This is a genomic window from Dactylosporangium sp. NPDC051541 (assembly GCF_044454505.1).
Taxonomy (GTDB): domain Bacteria; phylum Actinomycetota; class Actinomycetes; order Mycobacteriales; family Micromonosporaceae; genus Dactylosporangium.
Genome location: NZ_JBITDU010000013.1, coordinates 1 through 21631 on the forward strand (window position 1 = coordinate 1; position 21631 = coordinate 21631).

Sequence of the window (21631 nt, forward strand, 5' to 3'; positions counted from 1 at the left end):
ACGATGGCGTAGACGCAGGCAAGCACAGGCCCGAGCCGCTCATTACCGCAAACGACTCGAACCGCCGTAGGACACGACCCGCCGTTGCAGTACTAGCCCGACGCGCGCGCGTGGGCCCGGCCGCGGCGCCGGCGCGGGATAATCGCCGCGGCGCAGGGTAGTCCGCCGCCGTGAGCACACGGACGAGCGAGCCACACGCCGGGATCACCCCGAACTTGTTCGGCATCGCGTACGGCCTGATCGGCCTGGCCGGCTGCTGGGGCTACGCCGCGCTGCTGCGGCTCACACCCGCGTTCGTTTCGGACATCCTGTGCGTGTCGAGTGCCGTGGTCTGGCTGGCGCTCCTCGCCGGCTATGTCGTGCAGGTGCCGCGGCGACCCGGCGGCTGGTCCGCCGAACTGACCGACCCGGTGCTGGGACCGTTCGTCGCGCTGATCCCGATCGTCGGCATGCTGCTGGCCATCGGCCTGATGCGACACGATCGCGCGGCGGGTCAATGGTTGTTCGGGGTGTTCGCCGCGGCCACGATCGTGCTGGCCGGGTGGCTGACCGGCCAATGGATCCTCGGCGGTCTCGACCTGGACCGACTGCACCCCGGATACGTGCTGCCCACCGCCGCCGGCGGATTCGTCGCCACCATGGGCGCGGCCCTCGCCGGTTGGTCAGGCCCCGCCCGGGTGTTCTTCGGCCTCGGTCTCGTGTCGTGGCTCGTCCTCGAGCCGATGATCCTGGCCCGCCTGTTCTTCCGCCCGCCGCTTCCCCCGCAACTGCGACCCACGCTGGCGATCGGGGCGGGGCCGCCCGCCCTCGCGGGCCTGGCGTACCTGGTCCTCACCCACGGCAAGGCCGACGCCGTCGCCTTCGCGCTCGCCGGCTATACGCTCCTGGCCGCGCTCATCCAGCTCCGGCTCATCGGCGTGTACCGCCACCTGCACTTCAGCTCCGGATTCTGGGCGTACGCCTTCCCATATACAGCGGTCGCCACCTTCGCGCTGCACTGGGTCGCATACGCCCACCCGCCGGGCTACCGGCTCTGGGCCTGGCTCGTCATCCTCGCCATCACCGCGTTCGTCGCCGTCCTCGCAGCCGAGACGACAGTCGCCCTCGCCCGGCACCGCTTCCTGCCACAGCCGCACTGAACCACCCGAGTTCCCCGCCACGGGCGGGCCCATGCCGGAGCCCCTCGCAGATCAGCGCCGGCCGTAGTCGCGGGTGTTGGCGGCCGCCGGTTCCCGGCTGACAACGCCGAGCTTGGGCACGATCCCGGCCCTAGGCGTGGAGCCGGTCGAGGATGCCCCGGTCGCCCTCGGTACGCAGCGACTCCGAGCGGATCCGGCCGTAGAAGAACATGACGAGCTCGTTCGCGGTGCCCCAGGCGGCTACGTCAGCCGGCTCCAGGCCGTCACCGGCGGTGGCGCCGTTCGGGAGCCGGTCGGCGCGCGTGTGGCCGTCGGAGACCCGCAGGCGCCATGAGCGGCCCTCGGTGGTGTGGTAGTCGACGACCACGGGCTCGTGCGGCCAGGGTTCCGTTCCCGCGCAGCACGTGGTCAGGAACTCGTCGACCCCGTCGAGCGCCACCTCGCTGGACAGTGGCCGCGGGGCGCCCACCGTGACCTGGGCGTCGTAGGTGTGCACGGCGAGCTGCTGGAGCTGGTGGCGGGCGACGGCACCGCTGGTCTGCGGCGACTGCGAGGTGCCCCACCACGTCCAGCAGGCACGGTCCGGTCCGGCCTCCCGCAGCGCGTCCAGCAGCTCCCGCACCGAGTCGGCGAACCAGTGCAGCACGGCGTCGCGCTCCCGGGGCGCCTCCGGCGCGGACACGACCGCGGGAGCATCGGCCGGCCCCGCGGCGACGATGGCGGCCCATTTGCGGCGCCCTTCCACCAGGTGCTGGACCAGGTCGAGCAATGTCCACTCGGGGCAGGTCGGCACCTGCACGTCGAGGCTGGGCGCCGCGGCGACCGCCGCCTGGAATGCGGTCGATCGGTCCTGCATCAGCCGCAACAGGTCAGGGAACTCCAACGTTGCTTCCACTGCGGCTTCCTAGCACCCGACCCGACCACTCGCCACCGGTTTTCTCGCCCCCGGCGCGAAGCAACGCGGCCCAGCCGGCGAACCGCCGGCGGATCGGCTACACCGGCCGGGTGTACACGATGAGGTCGCGGTGTTCGCCGAGCTGGTCGTACAGGCGGCGGGCGGTGTCGTTGTGCCGTTGGGTGTGCCAGTAGAGACGTGCGCAACCCTGCTCGCCGGCCCACGCCGACACCGCCTCGATCAGGCTCCGGCCGACGCCCCGCCCGCGGACGTCCGGGTCGGTGAACAGATCCTGCAGGTAGCACAGGTCTGATGACGTGGTGCTGGGGTGAACCAGGAAGTGAGCGATGCCGGCCAGACGGCCGTCCAACCGGCCACCGAGTGCGTGCATCGTCTCCGCCCGCGTGAACGCTTGCCAGGCCTGCTCATAGCGCTCGGCCGGCCAGCTACGGTCGTAGAAGGCGTTGTAGCCGGTGAACAGTGTCTCCCAGGTCTCACGATCTTCGGGCCGCAGCGGAGCGACAGCAATCATCGATCCAGTGTGACCGACGGCGGCCATCGGTGTGTTCCGACGCACCTGTCCGGAGCCGGCCGGCCTGGCTCGTCACCTTCTGATCGCTGCGGGGCCGCCGGGCTGGAGGTGACCCGTGTCGTTGAAGCTCACGAGTGTCGCCGGCCGGTCGGGCTCCCACTGCACGATGGTGATGGCGCAGTTGGCCTGGTTGAGGCCTATCCATCGCCACGCTGGAGCGTCCAGCGCGTGGCGGACGAACCAGCCGATGACGAAGTTGTGGGTGATGAGTAGTTCGCAGCGGTCCTCCTCGCCGGTGACCCCGAAGTGCTCGACAGCGGTCCGGAGTGTGACGGCGTCCTCATCGCGCTCCTCGTCGGGCACGCTGTCGAGCCAGGGCAGCCACCGGTCCGGGTACAGATCACGATGCCGTGGGGAGGGCACCGGCGTCCGGTCGGCGGCGAATTCGCAGTGGTGCCGCGGTACCCGTGGAAGATGGCCTCCGACGATGTCGGCGGTCTGGGCCGCCCGGGCCAGCGGGCTGCAATGGACGGCCGAGAACGGCACGGCCCGCAGCCGCCGGCCCAGCCGGTCGGCCTGCTCGCGGCCGAGCGGTGAAAGGCCACCGTCCGGGGCATGACCGGCCGTCGGGTCCTGCTCGCCGTGCCGAACCAGGTACAGCCGTGTCTGACCCATCGACAAACATCCTCCGATCGCGGTCCGGTGACGGGAACGATAGATCACCGGAGCGCCGATGCACCCGCCCACATCAACGTTCAACGTTGTCGCATGGATGTCGCCGTCCGGTCGCCGGGTCGGGCGGTACGCTGGAGTAGTGAGGTGTGTCGATGCACTGCTGCCGTTGGCGCTGGTGGTGCTGACCGCTGCGTGTACTGGGGGCAAGGGGGACGGGGAGCCGACGCACCCGGCTTCGCGGCCGGCCGTGCAGCGGGAGTTGCGGGCGGGTGTGCGGGTTGAGCTGACGGCCGTTGTCAGTCGGGTGTACGGGGAGCATGCCTTCGTCGTGGACGACGCCGATCTGCCGCCCGCCGGGCAGGTCGTGGTGTCCGCCGCGGCGGTGACCGTCTTCGTCGACGACCTCGTCACGGTGTCCGGCGCCACTGACCGCCTCGACCGGGCCGCGCTGCGGCAGTACGGCGTCGCCGACCCGGCGGGCGTGGTCGTCATCGCCACCACCGTCCGTCGCTACCCCGTGCCGTCGCCGACCCCCTGATGGCACGGCCCCGCAGAACGGTGAGACCGGCGGCGGCCATCCACAGCGGCACGGCGAAGGCGGCGACCCGCTCGGTGCCGCCCAGGCCGAGCCCGAGGTAGGTGCCCGACAGGTGCAGCGCCGCCGCGGCCAGGCCCAGCGCGCCGGCCACCACCGCGAGCCGGCGCAGCGACGCGGGCCAGCCGGTGCGGCCGACCAGGAGCAGGCCCGTGTTGCCGGCGAAGAAGATGAGGACCGCGCCGAGCAGATGCCACCCGAGCCGCACGTCGGCCGGCACGAAGCCGACCAGTGTCCAGCCCAGGGCCGCGGCCAGTAGCAGCGCCGGCGCGGCCCGGGTCCGCCAGTACCGGCGCAGCAGCGGCACCCCGGCCGTCAGCAGCAGTCCCGACACCATCAGTGCGGCGTTCATCCAGGCATGCCGCGGCGAGCACACGTACCGCGGGTCGTCGCCCCAGGGGCCGCAGGTCACGTTGCCGAGGTCGCTGATGTTGTGATCGGCCCAGCTGTACGGCTCGGCCCAGGCCGCCTGCACCACGAGCTGGGCAACGAGGAAGATGACGGCGGCGAGCAGCCAGCACGCCGCACCCGACCGGACGGATAATGATCTCATGCCGGTAAGCGTGCGGCCGGGGCCGGCGGCCCCGCATCTACCGAACGGCAGATCCGGCCGTTGGACGGCGGTCGGCGCTCATGCGAGCTTCGGCGTGTACAACGGCTTCTTCTCGGGGGCCTTCCAGCTCGTGTAGTCCTGGGTGAGGTCGACGACCTGGAGGTCGTCGGCGCCGATGGTGCGGAACGGGTGCGTGGAGTCGTCGATGGTCAGGAAGCCGGTGTTGCTGCCGCTGGACCAGTTGATGTCGACGTACCACAGGCAGTCGCACGTGTGGGTGATGCCGTAGACGTGGAAGACCTCGGGGTCGGACTCGGAGACCTTGAACGGGAACGGCCGGGCCGGGTCGTCGCCGAGCGGGCCCGCCATCGCCACGGCGCGCGGGCTGGGCTTGTCGAGGTCGATGCCGAAGTAGGCCGGTTCGAGGCCCCCGCACTCGACGTCGCCGTCGTGGTAGGCCACCCCGGCCGGCGTGCCGCGCCGGACCACGTGCACGGTCATCCCGGACAGTACCGTCGTCACGCCGGGCCGGCCCTGCAGCGTGATGAGCACATCGGTGTACATCGCGTCGGGCGCGCCGACCAGCGCCGGGTCCGGGATCTCGGCCTGGCGCGGCTTCACGGCGGCGACCCGCTCGGGCGGCACCACGTGGTATCCGGTCGAGCCCTCGCACGCGTGCTCGTTGACCGTGACCGTGGCCGTGAACGGCAGGTCCTTGGAGGTCTTGGAACTCACCGACGGCACCACTGACGGCACCACCGACGGTGCCGCCACCGTGCCGGCGCTGCCGGCCGTACCCGTCGCCACCGGTGCGGTCGGTTTGCCGGCGGCGTTGTCGGCGCTGGGCGACTGCGGAAACCACCAGGCCAGCATGGCGACGACGAGGCTGGCGGCGCCGACGATCCCGCCGATGCTCGTCCACGTCAACGCTCGCCGTCGCGGCTTCGGTTGTGGCTGCTCGGGTGCGGTTTCCTGCTCACTCACCGGTCATCCTCCCGGGACGTAGGGTCCGGCGAACGCTCAGATCCGGGCGCACATCATGTGTACTCGGAGCATCACCCGGTGTACATGCATCGATCGGCCACTCATGTGGGCCGATGGGCTACCGGCGGAGCGGTTCGAAACTTGTTTCGGAACGCTTTCAGGTTTCGAGCGGCAACTATTCCTTGACCGCGTCGCCATGGGCGGTCGACGATGGGTGGGTGACGAGCCGCATCCTGGTGCCGTTCCAAGGGGAGGGCGCCGGCGAAGGGCCCATGACGTGGGCGCAGGGCATGATGTGGCGGACCATGCTGGAGTCCGGGCGGTCCATGAACATCGGGGGGACCGTCGCGCTGCCGCCGGGCACCACCGTCGAAGCCATGACCCGCACCCTCCGGTTCCTCATGAGCCGGCACCCGGCGCTGCGCACCCGGCTCCGGTTCACCCCGGACAGCCCGCCGCGGCAGGTCGTGGCGGCGGCGGGGGAGGCGGTCGTCGAGGTCGTCGACGCGGAATCCGACCCGGGGGTGGCGGCCGAAACGTTGCGGGAGCGATACCTCGGCGTGGCGTTCGAGTACGCCGCCGAGTGGCCGGTGCGGATGGGGGTCGTGCGGTGCGGCGGGGCGGTCAGTCACGTCGTGCTCGTGTACTGCCACCTCGCCGTCGACAGTTTCGGGATCGACGAGCTCGTGCGCGACCTCGCCCACCTCGACGACGGCGGAAGTCCCCGGGAGAGCCTCACCCCGCTGGCCATCGCGGCCAGGGAGCGGACGCCGGCCGGCATCAACAAAAGCAAGAAGTCGCTACGGTACTGGGAGCAGCTCCTGCTGTCCCTGCCCGCGCCGCGGGTGGCAGCACACGGCGACGCGCGGGAGCCCCGGTTCTGGGAGCTCACGATCCGCTCGCCGGCGATCCACCTCGCCCTGCGGGCCATCACGCACCGCACCGGCATCGAGTCGACGTTCGTGGCCCTCGCCGCCTATGCTGTGGCCCGGGCCCGGCCCACCGGGGGCACACCGGTCGCGGCCCAGCTGGTGGTCGGCAACCGGTTCCGGCCCGGCTACGCGGACGTCGTCGGCCTGCTCGTCCAGAACGGGCTCTGCGTCATCGACGTGGACGGGCCCTTCGACGACGTGGTGCGCCGGGCCTGGAACGCGGCCACGAACGCGTTCATGCACGGGTACTACGACCCGGCCGCGCTCGCCGCGCTGCTGGAGCGGGTGCCGCGTGACATCGCCTACCTCGTCAACGACCGGCGGCCCGGGAACACCGCCGCCGCCGACCCGGCCGCCGCGGCGATGCCCGCGGCCGGCGAGGTCAAGGCGACCACCAGCTGGTGGAGCCGCAAGCTCGACGCGCTGACCTACACCATGATCGTCAACCTCGACGCGGCCGCCGACGGCACGGACGCGGTCGACGTCGCGATCCTGGCCGACACCCACGCGCTGGGGCCGGACGGGATCGAGGCGTTCGCCCGGGACCTGGAGACGGTCCTGGTCGACGCCGCCAGTGAAGGAGAGCCGACCGTTGCTCAGTGATGCCGACACCGAACACTTCCTCACCCGCGGCTACATCGTCGTCCGGAACTGTTTCAGCCGGTCCGACGCGGAGGAGTACACCCGCACGCTCTGGACCCGGCTCGGCTATGACCCGCAAGACCCGTCCACGTGGGCCGAGCCGTCGGTGCACATGCCCGGGCACCGCACCATCGACGTGGCCACGTTCGCCCCGAAGGCGTGGGCGGCCATCTGCGACCTCGTCGGCGGGCCGCAGCGGATCGCCGCGACGCACCCGCACCAGTGGAACGACGGGTTCATCGTCAACCTCGGCGAGGGCGCCGACCGGCCGTGGGCCGACGCCTCCGCGGACGCGCCGGGCTGGCACAAGGACGGCGACTTCTTCCGGCACTTCCTGGACTCGCCCGAGCAGGGGCTGCTGACCCTCGTGCTGTGGTCCGACGTGCGGCACCAGGGCGGGGCGACGTTCGTGGCGGCCGACTCGGTGGCGCCGGTGGCCCGGTTCCTGGCCGAGCACCCCGCCGGCGTCTATCCGCCCGGTGTCGACGCGCCGCCCGGCGGCTCCGTGCCGGCCGTGTTCGACTACGCGGACCTGATCGCCGGCTGCGGCGAGTTCGTCGAGGCCACCGGTGCGGTCGGCGACGTGTACCTGCTGCACCCGTTCATCCTGCACGCGCGGGCGCAGAACGTGCTGCGGGCGGTCCGGGTCATCACCAACCCGCCGGTGACCCTGGCCGAGCCGATGCGCTTCGACCGGGCCGACCCCGCCGAGCACTCCCTCGTCGAGCGGGCGGTGCTGCGGGCGCTGGGCACCGACCGGCTGCCGTTCACCGCGGCCGGCCCGCGGGAGGTGCTCGTCCCGCCGCGGGTACTGCGCCAGCAGCGGATGCTCGCCGACGAGTCGGCCCGGCTCGCCGCGTCCTAAAGGGCGTCGAGGAAGGCGCGTGAGCGCTCGAGGACCAGGGCGGTGGCGTCGGCGTCGTAGGACGGCAGGGTGCTGTCGGTGAAGAGGTGCCGATCGCCTTTGTAGACGTACAATTGCGCCCGGCTCGTGCTTTTGATCAGTGCCTCGGCGGCCTCGAGGTCACCCTCGCGCGCGAAGAACGGGTCGTCGTCCATGCCGTGGATCTGCACCGGCACGCCCTGCGGCCACGGTCCGATCGCCCACTCGCCGGTGACCGGCAGGCACGCCTCGTAGAGCAGCGCGCCGCGGGCGCCGGGGCGGGTCTGGGCGAGGCGCTGCGCGAGCATGACGCCCCACGACACCCCGGCGTAGACCAGGCCGTCGAACTCGGACCAGTCCCGCTCGTCGATCTCCTTCGCCAGGGCCGCCCCCGCTTCGAGGGAGTCGGGCCGCACGCCGCCGAACAGGTCGGGCGTGTGCACGGTGTGCCCACCGGCCCGCAGCCCGTCGGCGAGCGCCCGCACCCCGTCGGTCAAGCCGCGCAGGTGGTGGAACAGTACAACTTCGGCCATGCCGACCACCTTAAAACGCTCCGCGTAGAGTTGCCCGCGGGGGTACTGCCTGAGGAGGCGGCGTGGCGCGCAAAGCGGAGCGGATCGTCGCGGAGCTGCGCCGGCGGATCGTCGACGGCGAGCTGGCCCCGGGCCAGGCGTTGCCGGCCGCCAAGGACCTCATGAGCGAGTGGGGCGTGTCGATGGGCCCGGCCTACCGGGCGCTCACCATGATGCGCCACGACGGCCTGGCCGAGCGGGCGCCGAAGGGGCGCGGCCTGGTCGTCGCCGAGGGGGCCGGCACCGCCGAGACCGCGTTCGTCATGGCCGAGGGCGCCGAGACCCGGGCCGAGGTGGTCCGCACCGCCATCGCGATCGCCGACGCCGAGGGCCTGGCCGTGCTGTCGATGCGCCGGGTGGCGATGGAGTTCGACCAGGCCAACGTGTGGCTGCTCAGCTACGTCCGGGACCGCGGCCAGCTGGTGACGCTCATGTCGGACACCGTCTTCGCGGCGCATCCGCCACCCGTGGACGCGCGGGGCGGACCACGGGCGCGGCTGGAGTCGCTGTGCCGGCTGCAGTGGTCGATGTACCGCCGCCACCCCTGGCTCGCCGTCACCGTCTCCTTCAAGCAGCCCCAGCTCGCCCCGCACGTCGCCGCCCACACCGACTGGGCCGCCGAGGCCCTGGCCGGGCCGGCCGAGGCCCGCGCCATCGCCGCCACCGCCGCCAACTTTGTGCGGGGCAGCGCCCTCAACCTCGGCGGCGACGACCGCGCGTTCGAGACCGGCCTGGGGCGCCTCCTGGCCGGCTTCGCGCTGTAGCGGGACCTGAGCGTCCCCCGACGTCAGCGGCCGACGGTCACGCCGGGCCCGGCCGGGAAGTCCAGCGTCGTCGGCCCGACCGAGTCGCAGGAGTTGGTGAACGTGTTGAGCGCGACCGCCGCCGGGCCGGCCCGATCAGCAGCTGACCGACCGGCGGCGGCCCCGGCCCGTGATCCTGCATCCGCCCAGCCCAGGCCTGTCCGCTCAGATGAGCAGGTGACGGTGTTCGGCGGCGAGCGGGGCGAGGTCCGGCTCGCCGTACTGCGCGACCATCGCCTTGAACGCCGTGGCCTTGTGCTCGCCGAAGCGCTCCGCCGTCATGGCCGTGAACGTCGCGGCGGTCACGAAGCGCGGCGGGCTCGACTTGCTGTGGAACTTGTCGGCGTACATGACGAGCCGCTCTTCCGGGGTGTCGGCGAGATAATCGTCGGGCGGCAGCGGCAGTCCCTGCGCCGCGACGTCCTCGCGGGTGATGCCGACGCCGGTGTGGTGGGAACAGAACCGGGCCACCGTGTCCGGGAAGCCGAGCTCGGCGAGGGCCTCGTGGCCGAGCAGGCCGTGGCGGACGTACGCCTCCTCGGGCGCGAGCCGGTAGACGCCGATGTCGTGCAGCAGGCAGCCGGCCCGCACGAGTGCGGGGTCGGCACCATACGCCGGGAGGCCCGCCGCGATCCGGGCGACGATCTGGCAGTGCGTGTAGACCAGGTCGAACGCGGCCGGGGTCGGGGCGAGGCGCTCGTGCAGGGCCCGGATCTCGTCGTCGGTGGGGATGTTCACAGCTTCAACGTACTGTTTGTAGGGTGGTCCGGTGCGAGTAGTCGTGGCCGAGGATCTGACCCTGCTCCGAGACGGCCTGATCCGCCTCCTGGAGGCACACGGCTTCGAGGTGGTCGCCGCCGTCGGGACCGGCCCGGATCTGCTGCGCGAACTGCTGACCCGGAAGCCGGACGTGGCCGTGGTCGACGTCCGCCTCCCGCCGACCCAGACCGACGAGGGCCTGCGCGCCGCCCTGGCCGCCCGCGCCGAGATCCCGGGCCTGCCGATCCTGGTCCTGTCGCAGTACGTGGAGCGCCTGTACGCCCGCGAACTCCTCGCCGACGGCCGGGGCGGCATCGGGTACCTGCTGAAGGACCGCGTCTCCGACGTGACCGACTTCGTGGCGGCGGTCCAGCGCGTGGCCGCCGGCGGCACCGCCCTGGACCCGAAGGTGGTCGCGAAACTCCTGGACAGCCGCGAGCGAACGCTCCCCTTGGACCGCCTGACGGCCCGCGAACGCGAGGTCCTGTCCCACATGGCCCAGGGCCGCTCCAACGCCGCCATCGGCACCGCGTTGTTCATCACCGAGAAGGCCGTGGCGAAGCACACGAACAACATCTTCGCGAAGCTAGGCCTGCAAAACTCGGAAGACGACAACCGCCGTGTCCTGGCCGTGCTCGCCTACCTGGAAGGCGAACAGCCCAACTGAGATCCGTGCCTTCGGCATTCCCCGGATGTGAACGGTCCGAATACCGACGATGCTTCGATGTGCACATCCAGCGCAACATCACGCGGCTCCGTAGCTCTTGCCGATGGACGGGAAACGGTGAGTTTGTGGTCCACTCGGGCGGGTAGGCACTCGGGCTGGTCGACGACCTCGGCGGACGCCGGGGGAGGGGGTGCCGGATGAAGGCGATCGTGGTGACCGACCAGGCCGCTGGGACGGCCGGGATGCGGCTGATGGAGCGGCCGGAGCCGGCGGCGGCGATCAACGACGTCGTGGTCGAGGTGTACGCGTCGGGTTACGTGCCGACCGAGCTGGAGTGGCCCTCGACCTGGAGCGATCGGGCCGGGCGGGATCGGGCGCCGGCGATTCCTGGGCATGAGGTGGCCGGCGTGGTCGCGGTGCTCGGGTACGGCACGACGCGTCTGTCCGTTGGGCAGCGGGTCTTCGGACTCACGGACTGGCATCGGGACGGGACTCTGGCCGAGTTCGTGGCGGTCGAGGCGCGCAACCTGGCGCCGTTGCCGGGTGATGTCGACTTCGTGGTGGGCGCCGGCCTGCCGATCTCGGGGCTGACGGCGTGGCAGGGGCTGTTTGAGCATGGGCGGCTCCGGGCGGGGCAGCGTGTGCTTGCGCACGGTGCCGCCGGTGCCGTGGGGACGATGGTGACGCAGCTTGCACGGGAGGCCGGGGCGTACGTCATCGGCACCGGGCGGGGGGCCGACCGGCAGAAGGTGCTTGACTTCGGGGCGCAGGAGTTTCTCGACCTCGATGGCGACTCCCTGGCTGATGTCGGCGGTGTCGACCTGGTGTTCGACGTCATCGGTGGCGATGTGCAGAGGCGGTCCGCGAACCTGATCCGGGCCGGTGGGACGCTGGTGTCCGTTGTCGGGCCGGTCGAGTCGCGGCCCGCCGAAGGGCTGGCGGTGGACTTCGTCGTCGAGGCCGATCGCGCGCAGCTGGGGGAGATCGTCCAGCGGGTGCGGGACGGACGGCTGCGGACCAACATCGGCACCGTCGCGGGGCTCGGGGACGCTGTCGCCGCGCTCAATCCGGCCGGGCGGAGCAACGGCAAGACGGTCATCCGCGTCCGTCCATGACAACCAATCAACTCGAAGGGGAGGCGGACATATCCGCCGAGCGGGGCGATGTCCGAAGCGTTCCGGCCGACCGACGACTACCCGCGGCGGCTGACCGGGCGGGTGCGGAGCTGGTAGGAGATCGCGCAGGTGGTGAGGGCCAGGCCGTAGCCGGCGAAGGAGAGCGGCTGGGCTATGCCGATGTAGGCCAGTGCGGCGAAGCCGCTGCGGCCGTGCCACTCCAGCACGCCGGCCAGGAGCAGGGTGACGTAGACGGCGGCGCCCAGGCCGTACAGCACGAACGTGGGGGCGATGAGCCAGACCGGGACGATCGGCAGGAAGCGGGGCACGCGCCGGCCGGCCAGCCACAGTGTCCAGCGGGGGAAGGCCATGCCCCACGGGCGGACCAGGCCGAGCAGCAGGAACACGGCCAGGCCGAGGCCGGCGCCGAGGGCGACGGCCATGCTCGCGGTCGGTCGGTATCCCTCGGGCTCGAGGCCGGGCACGCCGGCCGCGGACAGCAGGTGCACGCCCCCGTACGGCAGCCACGCGAGACACCCGGCGTAGGCGATCCAGCGGATCCGGGCCGGGGCGGCGTGTGGCGGCGGGTGGACGCCACACGCCGGGCGGGCGGGGGCGCAGGACGGCGGCGACGAGCAGGGCGCCGGCCGCGGTCAGGGCGAGGCGTTGCAGGAACGCGGGCCAGTCGGGGTCGCCGTGGCGGTCGGTGACGGTGCCGGTGAGGGCGAGTTCGACGAGGTTGAGCAGCAGCCAGCAGCTGCCGGCGAGCAGGACGGCGGCCAGCGGCAGTACCGCCCACCGGCGGCCGGTCAGCACGGCCGCGCTCGCGAGCAGCAGCAGGGCCGCGCCGGGCCAGGCCGTGTGCGGGAAGCCGGCGAAGTCGTCGTGGCCGAGGAGGGCCCCGATGCCGGTACCGATGCCGAACAGTGCGGTGCACGCCGTAGCCGCCCCCGCGGGCCAGACCGTCGATCGCATACCCGGCAGTCTCGACGCCCGGCCTGTGCCCCGGCTGAGCCGAACTGAGAGATTCCAAAGGCCGCAGCGGTAGGGTCTCGTGGCATGAAGGTGCGCGAAGCAGATGTCTCGGTGGCCGCCGACGGGTATGCGATCCGGGTTCGAATCATCACCCCGGTCGGCGGCGGGCCGTGGCCGGGGTTGCTGCTCTACACCGACATCTTTCAGCTCACCGAGTCCACGTTGCGCACCGCGCGGCGGCTGGCGGCCGAGGGCATGCTCGTCTGCGTTCCGGAGATCTATCCGCGGGGGGAGCTGGCCGGGGTCGCGCTCGAGTTCGACGATGACGGCAAGCGGGCCGGGCTGGCGGCGGCGGAGGCCACCACGACCGCCGAGTTCGACGCCGACCGCGTGGCCGTCCTGGACTACCTGGCCGGGCGCGACGACGTTGCCGTACTGCTGGCGGCCGGGTTCTGCATCGGCGGGCACCTGGCGTTCCGGGCCGCCCTCGACCCGCGGGTCACGGCCACCGTCTGTTTCTACCCGACCGGGCTGCACGACGGGAAGCTCGGCGCCGACGACCCCGGGTCCCTCGCGGCGGCGGGAGACATCCAGGGGCGGCTCATGGTGATCTTCGGGGCGCAGGACCCGCACGTGCCGGCGGCGGCCCGGGTGCGGATCCTCGACTCGCTGTATTCGGCCGGGCACGACGACCTCGAGCTGCACGTCTACGCGCAGGGGGAGCACGCGTTCATGCGGGACGTCGGCGGGCGCTACGATCCGCGGCTGACCGACCTGGGGCTGGCCGAGGCGGTGTCGTTCCTACGCGGGCGCTGACGGCAGGCTGACCCGCACGGTCGTCGGGCCGCCGGGCGGGCTGTCCAGCCGCAGCGTGCCGTCGACGGCGTCCAGGCGTTCGGCGATGCCGCGCAATCCGGTGCCGGCGGCCAGGGACGCGCCGCCACGGCCGTTGTCGGTCACGGTGATGTGCGGCGTGGTGGCAGTACCCCCGAAGCAAATGACAACCGCGGTGGCGTCGCTGTGTTTGACGACGTTGGCGAGGCACTCGGCGACCGCGAAATAGGCCGCCGTCTCCGCCGCCGGGGACAGGTCCGGCGGCGGGTCGCCGTCCACCGTCACCGGGACCGGCAGGTCGAGGGCCAGGGCCCGGACGGCGTCGTGCAGGCCGCGGTCGGCCAGGACGGCCGGGTGGATGCTGTGCATGACCGCCCGCAGGTCGTCCAGCGCCGCGACGGCCGTGGTCCGGGCCTCCTCGACGAGCTGCGCGGCCGCGTCCGGGTCGACCCGGACCAGGCTCCCGGCCAGGCCCAGGGTCAGCGACAGCGAGACCAGCCGGGCCTGGGCGCCGTCGTGCAGATCGCGCTCGACCCGCTTCAGCTCGGCCGCCTGCCGGTCGACCGCGCCCCGCCGGGACCGGGTCAGGGCGGCGACACGGAACGTCAGCGCCGCCTCCCGCCGCCGCAGCCAGGCCCACCCGCCGAGCAGGACGGCGAGGGCGAGGATCTCCCAGGCCGGCCAGAAGTACCCGCCGCCGGTCAGCACCCACACCAGCAGATCGGCGACGGTGACGACGGCGGCGAGCACCACGGCGCGTCTCATCGGTAGGCGAACTTCCGCAGCAGTACCTCGGCCGGGCCACGCTGCCCACGCACGCTGAGCGCGTGCGCGGCGAGCGCCGACACCGTCCAGACCACGACCGCCGCGGCGAGGGCGGCCCAGGTGCCGCCCAGGTTGAGCGCGAACGGTGCGAAGAGCACGAGCCAGCAGACGGACTGCAGCAGGTACCCGCTCAGCGACCGCTGCCCGAGCGCCACCACGGGCGCGAGGATCCGCGGCGCCCGCCCGCCGAAGCGCAGGGCGAGCAGCCCGAAGAGGGCGACGTACCCGGCGCCGCCGTACTCGCCGGTGATCGCGTGGACCCGGGCCATGGCCTCGACGGTACCGGTCGAGGCGTGCACAACCCCGGCCGACATGAGCGCGTACGGTGCCGCACCCACGGTGGAGATCCCCAGCCCCACCCACGCCGTCCGGCGCAGCAGCCGGCGGTGCCGCGAGGGCTCCTCCAGGACCCGGCGCCGGGCGGCCCAGATGCCGAGCCAGACGATGACGATGAACGGCAGCACGGAGGCGGTGTGCACGGGCCACTCGGCCACCCGGTCCAGCAGCGAGTCCCAATAGGACGGTGCGTCGAGCGAAGGATTCGGTGCGTTGCTGATGCCGGTGGTACCGCCCTGCCAGCCGAGGACCCCGATGACGGCGAGGATCACGGCGTTGACCGTCTGGATGCCCCACAGCCACAGGACGATCCGGTGCACCTTGTCGCTACGCCGCACCAGCAGCAGGGTCGCGACGAGGCCGACGATCCCGTAGGCGCCGAGGAAGTCCCCGAAGTACAACAGCGTCGCATGCGCGAGTCCAAACACGACGAGCCAGGCGTTTCGGCGGTACAGCACGCGATCCGACTGCCGCCGCGAAAGCTGCACGAGCCCGTAGCCGAACATGATCGCGAAGACCGGATAGGCGCGCGCGTCGACGAACGTGGCCATGAGGAAGTTGACGACCCGGCCGAGTCCGTGCGGTGCCGGGTCAAGCCCCGGCTGCCCGGCGAACGCGCAGTTGGCCGCGTTGGCGAGGGCGATGAACAGCAGCATGGCCCCGCGGGCCAGATCGGGCGCGAGCACCCGTGTCGATGGCTGATGGTGCTCGAGAACGGTCATGCCCTCAGCGTCGCGATCACCGGCCTGGCTTTCGAGGACAGTGGAGCCCCAGCCGCGGTGGTAGTAGTACCCCTATCCACGCTTCTGCTTTGCTTTCGCTTTGGCTTTCCAGTCGTCACACAAATGTCAAAGAATCATGCGGAGAGCGCTCCCAGGCATCGACATCGCGCCGGACACCGCAGGCCAGGGCGCCGCCGCACCGCTCCGAGGTGCTCGTGGGCGGGTACTGGTGAAGCCTTAACGGCACCTTGCGGCGCATTGACACTGCTGCACGCGGCGTTCACAGTGACGGTTCTGAGAGCGCTCTCTCACACCCCCGCTCTGCGAAGGAGTTCCCATGGAGTGGTCGGAACCCCGCCCCGGCCATCGACGCCGCCTGCGTCTGGTCGTCATCGTTTCCGCGGTCGCCGCCATGCTGGCCGCCTACATCCTCGTCGTCACGACCCGCGCCGACGCCGCCGAGACCCTGCTGTCACAGGGCAAGCCGACGACCGCCTCGTCGACGGAGAACGCCGGCACCCCCGCCAGTGCCGCGACCGACGGCAACACCGGCACCCGCTGGTCGAGCGCCTTCACCGTCCCGCAGTGGATCCAGGTCGACCTCGGCAGCACCCAGTCGATCACCCGGGTCGCCCTGAACTGGGAGGCGGCCTACGCCAACGCCTTCCAGATCCAGACCTCCGCCGACGGCACCTCCTGGACGAACATCTACTCGACCACGACCGGCCCGGGCGGCCAGCAGAGCCTGGCGGTCACCGGTTCCGGCCGCTACGTGCGCGTCAACGCGACCGCGAAGGCCACCGCCTACGGCGTGTCGCTGTGGGAGTTCCAGGTCTTCGGGGGTACTCCCGACACGCCGGGCGGCTGCGGCACGACGAACGCGGCCCAGGGCAAGCCCGCGACCGCCTCCTCCACGGAGAACGCCGGCACGCCGGCCTCGGCCGCGTTCGACGGCAACACCGGCACCCGCTGGTCCAGTGCCGCCGCCGACCCGCAGTGGCTGCAGGTCGACCTCGGCGCCGCCGTCTCCGTCTGCGGCGTCTCGCTGAACTGGGAGGCCGCGTACGCGTCGGCGTACCAGATCCAGGTGTCAACGAACGGCACCAGCTGGACGAACATCACCGGCACGACCGCCGGCGCCCTCGGCGTGCAGACCCCGGCCGTCACGACGACGACCGGCCGCTATGTGCGCGTGAACGGCACGGCGCGGGCCACGCAGTGGGGGTACTCCCTCTGGGAGTTCCAGGTCTTCACCGGCTCCGGCCCGTCGGTCTCGCCGTCGACGTCGCCCAGCGGCCCGGCCCTGCCCACCTCCGACACCCCGGACCTCGGCCCGAACGTGCGGATCTTCGACTCGTCCTCGTCGGCGGCGACCATCCAGGCCGCGGTGGACCAGGCGTTCAACGCGCAGCTGCGCAGCCCGACCGCGCAGTTCGGCACCCAGCGGTACGTGTTCCTGTTCAAGCCCGGCACCTACGGCCGGGTGTGGGCGAACGTCGGCTTCTACACCACGATCGCCGGTCTCGGCCTCAACCCCGACGACGTGACGATCAACGGCGCGGTCAACGTCGACTCCGGCTGGAACTACGGCGACGAGGCCAACGCGACCCAGAACTTCTGGCGCAGCATGGAGAACCTGTCGATCGTCCCCGAGGGCGGCACCGACCGGTGGGCCGTCTCCCAGGCCGCCCCGATGCGCCGCGTGCACATCAAGGGCAACCTGACCCTGGCCCCGTCCAACCAGGACAACGGGCAGGGCTACTCCAGCGGCGGCTACCTGGCCGACTCCGTCGTCGACGGCCGCGTGTCCTCCGGGTCGCAGCAGCAGTGGTACACCCGCGACAGCCGGATCGCCGGCTGGGACGGCGGCGTGTGGAACATGGTGTACTCCGGCGTGCAGGGCGCCCCGCCCAACGCGTTCCCGAACCCGCCGCACACCACCCTCGCCACGACCCCGGTCACCCGGGAGAAGCCGTACCTGTACGTCGACAGCGCCGGCCTCTACCGCGTCTTCGTGCCCTCCATCCGCCGCAACTCGGCCGGTGCCACCTGGCCCAACACGGCCGGCTCGTCGATCCCGATGCGCGAGTTCTACGTCGCCAAGCCCGGTGACAGCGCGGCCCGGATCAACACCGCACTCGCACAGGGCCTGAACCTGTTCTTCACCCCGGGCACCTACTCCCTCGACCAGACCCTCCGGGTCACCCGCCCGAACACCGTCGTCACCGGCATCGGCTTCCCGACCCTGATCCCGAACAACGGGGTCGAGGCGCTGAACATCGCCGACGTCGACGGGGTCAAGGTCAGCGGCCTGACGTTCGACGCCGGCACGACCAACAGCCCGACACTGATGAGCGTGGGCCAGGCCGGCGCCCACACCGACCACGCCGCCAACCCGATCAGCATCCAGGACGTCTTCTTCCGCATCGGCAGCAGCGTCCAGGGCAAGGCGACCACCACCTTGGCCGTGCACAGCGACGACACGATCATCGACCACATCTGGGCCTGGCGCGCCGACCACGGCGGCGCCCCGACCGGCTGGACCGTCAACACCGGCGACACCGGCCTGGTGGTGAACGGCGATGACGTCCTGGCGACGGGCCTGTTCGTCGAGCATTATCAGAAGTACGAGGTGATCTGGAACGGCAACCGCGGCAAGACCATCTTCTTCCAGAACGAGAAGCCGTACGACGTCCCCAACCAGGCCGCCTGGATCGGCCCGCGGGGCAACGGCTACGCCGCCTACAAGGTCGCCGACGCGGTGACCGACCACGAACTGTGGGGCGGCGGGGTCTACTGCTACTTCAGCGCCAACCCGGCCGTCCGCGTGGACCGGGGCTTCGAAGTCCCCAACCGCACCGGCGTCCGCCTCCACAGCGTCATCACGGTCTCCCTGGGCGACGTCGGCACCATCGCCAACGTCGTCAACGACACCGGCGGCCCGGTCCCCAACCCGGCCGGCAACACCACCCCCCGCCAGGTCGTGAACTACCCGTAACCCCTCGCTGATCGCCACTGCTGTATCGCGGCCACCGGTGCACCAACGACCGGTGGCCGCTCCCATTGCGCCGCCTCCCTGCCCGTCAGCAAGCGGTATGGAGCCGCGCGGTGTTGCGTTGGATGTGCTGTTCGCGGTGACCGAATCGACGGTCCGCCTGGCCGGCGCCGGGGAGGACGTCGCGGCGGCGCACGGCGGGGTCCGACCGGGGCTGGTGCATGCGCTGCACGATGTGCGGCGGGAACGGATCCGGGCCGGCGAAGTGCCCTTGAGGGATTTGGCGCCGGCGCAGGCGCCGGGTACGGGGCCGGGTCTGGTATCGCTGCGGCGGGCCGGGGAGTTGCTGGCGGAGTCGTTCCTGCCCGAGCCGGTGGCGTCGACGTTGCGGCGTCTCGTGGAGCGGGCGACCAGGGAGTTCGCCGTCCTGCGAGTCGGGGTCGAGGCGCCCGGGCTGGCGGGGTTGCCGTGGGAGGCGTTGCCGGACCCGGTCACCGGCCGGCCCTTGGCGCTACATCCGCACGTAGTGGTGTACCGGTGCACCGCCGCGACGGCACCGGCACTGTTGGCGGGGCCGCTGCGGATCGTGGTCGCGATCGCGTCCCCTGACCACGGCGGCGGACCGCTGCTGGACTACGAGCACGAGCTACGCGCCGTCCTCGCCGCAGTGCGGCAGGCCCGGCAGCACGCGGCGCGAGTCGAGGTGGTGCCATTCGCGACCACGGCCGCGATCCGGGCCGCGCTCGACGTCCCCGGCGGCGTCCACGTCCTGCACATCTCCGCGCACGGCAAACCCGGCGCCCTGATCCTGGAAGACGCGACCGGCGCCGCCCGCGAAGTCACCGTCGAGCAGCTCATGACCGAGGCGGTCCCGCCGGGCCGGATGCCACCAGTCCTGGCCCTGGCCGCCTGTTACACCGACGTGGCCGGCGAGGAGCAGGGCACCTCGTTCGCGGGGCAGCTCGCAGCGCGGGGGGTGTGCGCGGTGATCGGCACCCAGACCAGTGTGTCCGATCGGTACGCCACCCTGCTGTTCGCGAAGGTCTACGCGGAACTCGCCGCCAGCCCCGACCCGGACGTGGTCCGCGCGGTCGGCAACGCACGCCGCCTCGTGCAGGAGGAGCTCGCGGTCGGCGGCGACCGGCTGACACAGACATTGGCCGGCATGGACGAATGGGGCGTCGTGACGGTCTCCGCGAACGCCCCGCACGTCAAGATCATCGACCACCGGCAGACCCGGATTCCGGCCCCGACGGTCCGTGGCACGCAGTGGGGCCAGGTTGCGGGCCGCCCGGCCGGGCAGTTCGTCGGTCGCCGGGCGCTGCAGCGCGACCTGCCGGCCGTGCTGGCCGGTGATGAGGGCGCGGGGCTGGTGCTGCACGGCATCGGCGGGATCGGCAAGACCACCCTGGCCGCCGAGGTGCTACGTCGCACGGTGGGCACAGATCCGGCGTGGCAGGTGGTGCCGCTGTATGGCGTGGTGAGCCCCGACGTGATCCTGGCCGCAGTGGCGGCGGCGGCCCGGCGGGAGCAGTTGCGCCGCGGCATCGCGCCCAGCCTGGCGGTGCAGGTCGCCGCACAGCTGGATGTGCCGTGGCCGGACCGTCTCGCCTTACTGCGTGACGACGTCCTGGACGACGTGCCGCTGCTGGTGGTGCTGGACAACTTCGAGGACAACCTCGACCCGGCCACGAACGCCATCCTGGACGAGCCCTTGGCCGCATTCCTCACCGACTGGGTCACCGCCCCCGGCCGCAGCCGCCTGCTGATCACCTCCCGCCACCCGATCGGACTGCCCGGCGGGGCCGAGGTTCGGCTGCGGATGGTGCCGGTCGGGCCGATGTCGGCCGCGGAGACCGGGAAACTGCTGTGGTCGCTGCCCAACATCGACCGGCACGCCACCACCACGGCTGTGACCGAACGGGTGTGGCGGGTCGTCGGCGGCCATCCGCGATCCCTCGAATACCTTGACGCCCTCCTCGGCCACGGCCACGCCCGCTTCGACGACATCACCACCCGCCTCACCACCGCCGTCGAGCACCGCCTCGGCGCACACCAGGCCGAGGTGTGGCTGGCCCAGGACCGCACGCTCGAAGCGGCCCTGGCCCACCGACCAGAACACCGCCGACATCAGCGCGTACCACGCCCGGCGGCGGGCCGCGGCCCCGAGATCGCCGCTCTGCTCACCACCTACGGCCTCACTGCCGACCAAGTCCGACACGCCCTTGGCGACGGCGGTCCGCTCACCTCGGCCGAGCGCGACACCCTTCGTCAGCTCATCGACGTCTTTCGCCAGCCGCCGCCACCGCCATACACCGCACCCGGCGGTCTGGCCGAGATCGTGGACGCGCTGCGAGAGTCCAGTCTGATCCACCTCGACACGGCGGCCCAGACGGTGTTCATGCATCGGTGGACCGCCACGGAACTCCACCACCGCTGGCAGAACACCGCCACCCTCGACGCCGGCAAAGACCCCATCCGGCAAACCCACCAGGCCGCGGCCGCCTACTGGCGGTGGCGGTTCGACACATGGCCTCAGGAGACCGCCGCGGACATCCATGACCTGCACGAGGCCCGCCATCACTACCTCGTAGCCGGCGACCTGGACGCTACCGGCGCCGTCACCGAGCACCTCTGCCTGCAGCTGCAGGAATGGGGTGCGTGGGATCAGGCCGCCGCGCTGATCCACGACGCCCTGCGCTGGCTGCCGACCACCTCCCCGCGCTACCCCGCCTACACCGGCACGCTCGGCAACCTCGCCTACCTGCGAGGCGACTACGCCGAGGCCGAACGCCGCCATCGGCCGCATCCTGCACCAGGTGGGCGTGCTGGCCCACGTCCAGGGCGACCATGCCGAGGCCGAACGCCGCTACCGGCAGTCCCTCACGATCAAGGAGCAGCTCGGCGACCAGGCCGGTATCGCCCTCGGCCGCAGTCAGCTCGCCATGCTCCGCGCCGCCGCCGGCGACGCCATTGCCGCCATTGAGCTGCACATCCACGCTCTCGGTACCCGGCTCGCCATCGGCGTGCCCGAAGCCGTGATCGACATCATCGGCCTCAAGGAACTCCGGGAACGCGTCGGCACCACCACCTTCGCCGAAGCTGCCGGCCAAGCCCTCGACGCCGACTCATATACCAACCTCATCACCTTGCTCGACTCCTACAAGAGGTGAAGAACGGCCGCTCCGGTCGAGCAGC

The 21631-nt window shown here is 71.9% G+C and carries 21 protein-coding genes; 11 read left to right on the plus strand and 10 right to left on the minus strand.

Translation table 11 applies throughout. The features are described 5' to 3' along the window. The first annotated feature begins 170 nt into the window (after window positions 1–170). The gene (locus ACIA8L_RS41500; RefSeq protein WP_395913387.1) at window positions 171–1139 is read left to right on the plus strand and encodes a hypothetical protein; all 969 of its coding nucleotides are present in this window, start codon (window positions 171–173) and stop codon (window positions 1137–1139) included. A gap of 130 nt (window positions 1140–1269) precedes the next feature. On the opposite strand, the gene ACIA8L_RS41505 is transcribed toward ACIA8L_RS41500, so the two are convergent. The 3 genes from ACIA8L_RS41505 to ACIA8L_RS41515 all read right to left on the minus strand — a co-directional run bounded on the left by ACIA8L_RS41505 (window position 1270) and on the right by ACIA8L_RS41515 (window position 3241). Then, on the minus strand, window positions 1270–2034 hold the full coding sequence (locus ACIA8L_RS41505; RefSeq protein ID WP_395913388.1) for a maleylpyruvate isomerase family mycothiol-dependent enzyme: 765 nt from the start codon (window positions 2032–2034) through the stop codon (window positions 1270–1272). A 97-nt stretch (window positions 2035–2131) separates the two neighbouring features. Beyond that, entirely contained in the window at window positions 2132–2566 is a 435-nt protein-coding gene (locus ACIA8L_RS41510; RefSeq protein ID WP_395913390.1) for a GNAT family N-acetyltransferase, read from the minus strand. Between the two features lie 72 nt (window positions 2567–2638). Continuing rightward, window positions 2639–3241, minus strand: a complete 603-nt coding sequence (locus ACIA8L_RS41515; protein WP_395913392.1) for a histidine phosphatase family protein — start codon at window positions 3239–3241, stop codon at window positions 2639–2641. A gap of 139 nt (window positions 3242–3380) precedes the next feature. On the opposite strand from ACIA8L_RS41515, the gene ACIA8L_RS41520 reads away from it, so the two are divergent. Beyond that, complete coding sequence (locus ACIA8L_RS41520; RefSeq protein WP_395913394.1) at window positions 3381–3779, plus strand: hypothetical protein; 399 nt, start codon at window positions 3381–3383, stop codon at window positions 3777–3779. Here the strand turns inward: ACIA8L_RS41520 and ACIA8L_RS41525 are convergent. Together ACIA8L_RS41525 and ACIA8L_RS41530 are read right to left on the minus strand one after the other, a co-directional pair. Next, window positions 3730–4389 carry a DUF998 domain-containing protein gene (locus ACIA8L_RS41525; RefSeq protein ID WP_395913396.1) on the minus strand — a complete coding sequence of 220 codons (660 nt, stop codon included), beginning with the start codon at window positions 4387–4389 and terminating at the stop codon, window positions 3730–3732. The two genes, ACIA8L_RS41520 and ACIA8L_RS41525, sit on opposite strands and share 50 nt — an antisense overlap. A 78-nt stretch (window positions 4390–4467) precedes the next feature. After that, complete coding sequence (locus ACIA8L_RS41530; protein WP_395913398.1) at window positions 4468–5373, minus strand: hypothetical protein; 906 nt, start codon at window positions 5371–5373, stop codon at window positions 4468–4470. Window positions 5374–5591: 218 nt separating this feature from the next. Between ACIA8L_RS41530 and ACIA8L_RS41535 the strand changes: the two genes are divergently transcribed. Together ACIA8L_RS41535 and ACIA8L_RS41540 are read left to right on the plus strand one after the other, a co-directional pair. Further along, window positions 5592–6908 carry a condensation domain-containing protein gene (locus ACIA8L_RS41535; RefSeq protein ID WP_395913400.1) on the plus strand — a complete coding sequence of 439 codons (1317 nt, stop codon included), beginning with the start codon at window positions 5592–5594 and terminating at the stop codon, window positions 6906–6908. Then, window positions 6898–7812, plus strand: coding sequence for a hypothetical protein (locus ACIA8L_RS41540; protein ID WP_395913402.1), 915 nt, complete (start codon window positions 6898–6900; stop codon window positions 7810–7812). The genes ACIA8L_RS41535 and ACIA8L_RS41540 overlap by 11 nt, the downstream gene beginning before the upstream one ends. Here the strand turns inward: ACIA8L_RS41540 and ACIA8L_RS41545 are convergent. Beyond that, window positions 7809–8363 (minus strand): dienelactone hydrolase family protein, encoded by a 555-nt coding sequence (locus tag ACIA8L_RS41545; RefSeq protein WP_395913403.1) that lies wholly within the window; start codon window positions 8361–8363, stop codon window positions 7809–7811. The two genes, ACIA8L_RS41540 and ACIA8L_RS41545, sit on opposite strands and share 4 nt — an antisense overlap. 62 nt (window positions 8364–8425) lie before the next feature. Between ACIA8L_RS41545 and ACIA8L_RS41550 the strand changes: the two genes are divergently transcribed. Then, window positions 8426–9166 (plus strand): winged helix-turn-helix domain-containing protein, encoded by a 741-nt coding sequence (locus ACIA8L_RS41550; RefSeq protein WP_395913404.1) that lies wholly within the window; start codon window positions 8426–8428, stop codon window positions 9164–9166. Window positions 9167–9370: 204 nt separating this feature from the next. Here ACIA8L_RS41550 and ACIA8L_RS41555 read toward each other — a convergent pair whose 3' ends face one another. Further along, on the minus strand, window positions 9371–9943 hold the full coding sequence (locus ACIA8L_RS41555; RefSeq protein WP_395913405.1) for an HD domain-containing protein: 573 nt from the start codon (window positions 9941–9943) through the stop codon (window positions 9371–9373). Window positions 9944–9974: 31 nt separating this feature from the next. Between ACIA8L_RS41555 and ACIA8L_RS41560 the strand changes: the two genes are divergently transcribed. Both ACIA8L_RS41560 and ACIA8L_RS41565 read left to right on the plus strand, forming a co-directional pair. Then, entirely contained in the window at window positions 9975–10631 is a 657-nt protein-coding gene (locus ACIA8L_RS41560; protein WP_395913407.1) for a LuxR C-terminal-related transcriptional regulator, read from the plus strand. Window positions 10632–10828: 197 nt separating this feature from the next. Further along, window positions 10829–11746, plus strand: a complete 918-nt coding sequence (locus ACIA8L_RS41565; RefSeq protein WP_395913408.1) for an NADP-dependent oxidoreductase — start codon at window positions 10829–10831, stop codon at window positions 11744–11746. Between the two features lie 77 nt (window positions 11747–11823). Here ACIA8L_RS41565 and ACIA8L_RS41570 read toward each other — a convergent pair whose 3' ends face one another. Beyond that, window positions 11824–12255 (minus strand): hypothetical protein, encoded by a 432-nt coding sequence (locus ACIA8L_RS41570; RefSeq protein WP_395913410.1) that lies wholly within the window; start codon window positions 12253–12255, stop codon window positions 11824–11826. Window positions 12256–12805: 550 nt separating this feature from the next. On the opposite strand from ACIA8L_RS41570, the gene ACIA8L_RS41575 reads away from it, so the two are divergent. Continuing rightward, window positions 12806–13537 (plus strand): dienelactone hydrolase family protein, encoded by a 732-nt coding sequence (locus ACIA8L_RS41575; protein WP_395913411.1) that lies wholly within the window; start codon window positions 12806–12808, stop codon window positions 13535–13537. On the opposite strand, the gene ACIA8L_RS41580 is transcribed toward ACIA8L_RS41575, so the two are convergent. After that, a complete protein-coding gene (locus ACIA8L_RS41580; protein ID WP_395913413.1) occupies window positions 13523–14320 on the minus strand; it encodes a sensor histidine kinase in 798 nt (265 codons plus the stop codon). The genes ACIA8L_RS41575 and ACIA8L_RS41580 overlap by 15 nt on opposite strands. Continuing rightward, window positions 14317–15438, minus strand: a complete 1122-nt coding sequence (locus ACIA8L_RS41585; RefSeq protein WP_395913415.1) for a DUF418 domain-containing protein — start codon at window positions 15436–15438, stop codon at window positions 14317–14319. Before ACIA8L_RS41585 ends, ACIA8L_RS41580 begins: the two co-directional genes overlap by 4 nt. Before the next feature lie 337 nt (window positions 15439–15775). Between ACIA8L_RS41585 and ACIA8L_RS41590 the strand changes: the two genes are divergently transcribed. From ACIA8L_RS41590 to ACIA8L_RS41600, 3 genes are all read left to right on the plus strand, one after another. Beyond that, the gene (locus ACIA8L_RS41590; protein WP_395913417.1) at window positions 15776–18436 is read left to right on the plus strand and encodes a discoidin domain-containing protein; all 2661 of its coding nucleotides are present in this window, start codon (window positions 15776–15778) and stop codon (window positions 18434–18436) included. Between the two features lie 124 nt (window positions 18437–18560). After that, window positions 18561–21419: a CHAT domain-containing protein gene (locus tag ACIA8L_RS41595; protein WP_395913865.1), complete on the plus strand. Its 2859-nt coding sequence runs from the start codon at window positions 18561–18563 to the stop codon at window positions 21417–21419. Beyond that, complete coding sequence (locus ACIA8L_RS41600) at window positions 21379–21606, plus strand: hypothetical protein (RefSeq protein WP_395913419.1); 228 nt, start codon at window positions 21379–21381, stop codon at window positions 21604–21606. The genes ACIA8L_RS41595 and ACIA8L_RS41600 overlap by 41 nt, the downstream gene beginning before the upstream one ends. Window positions 21607–21631 lie beyond the last annotated feature (25 nt).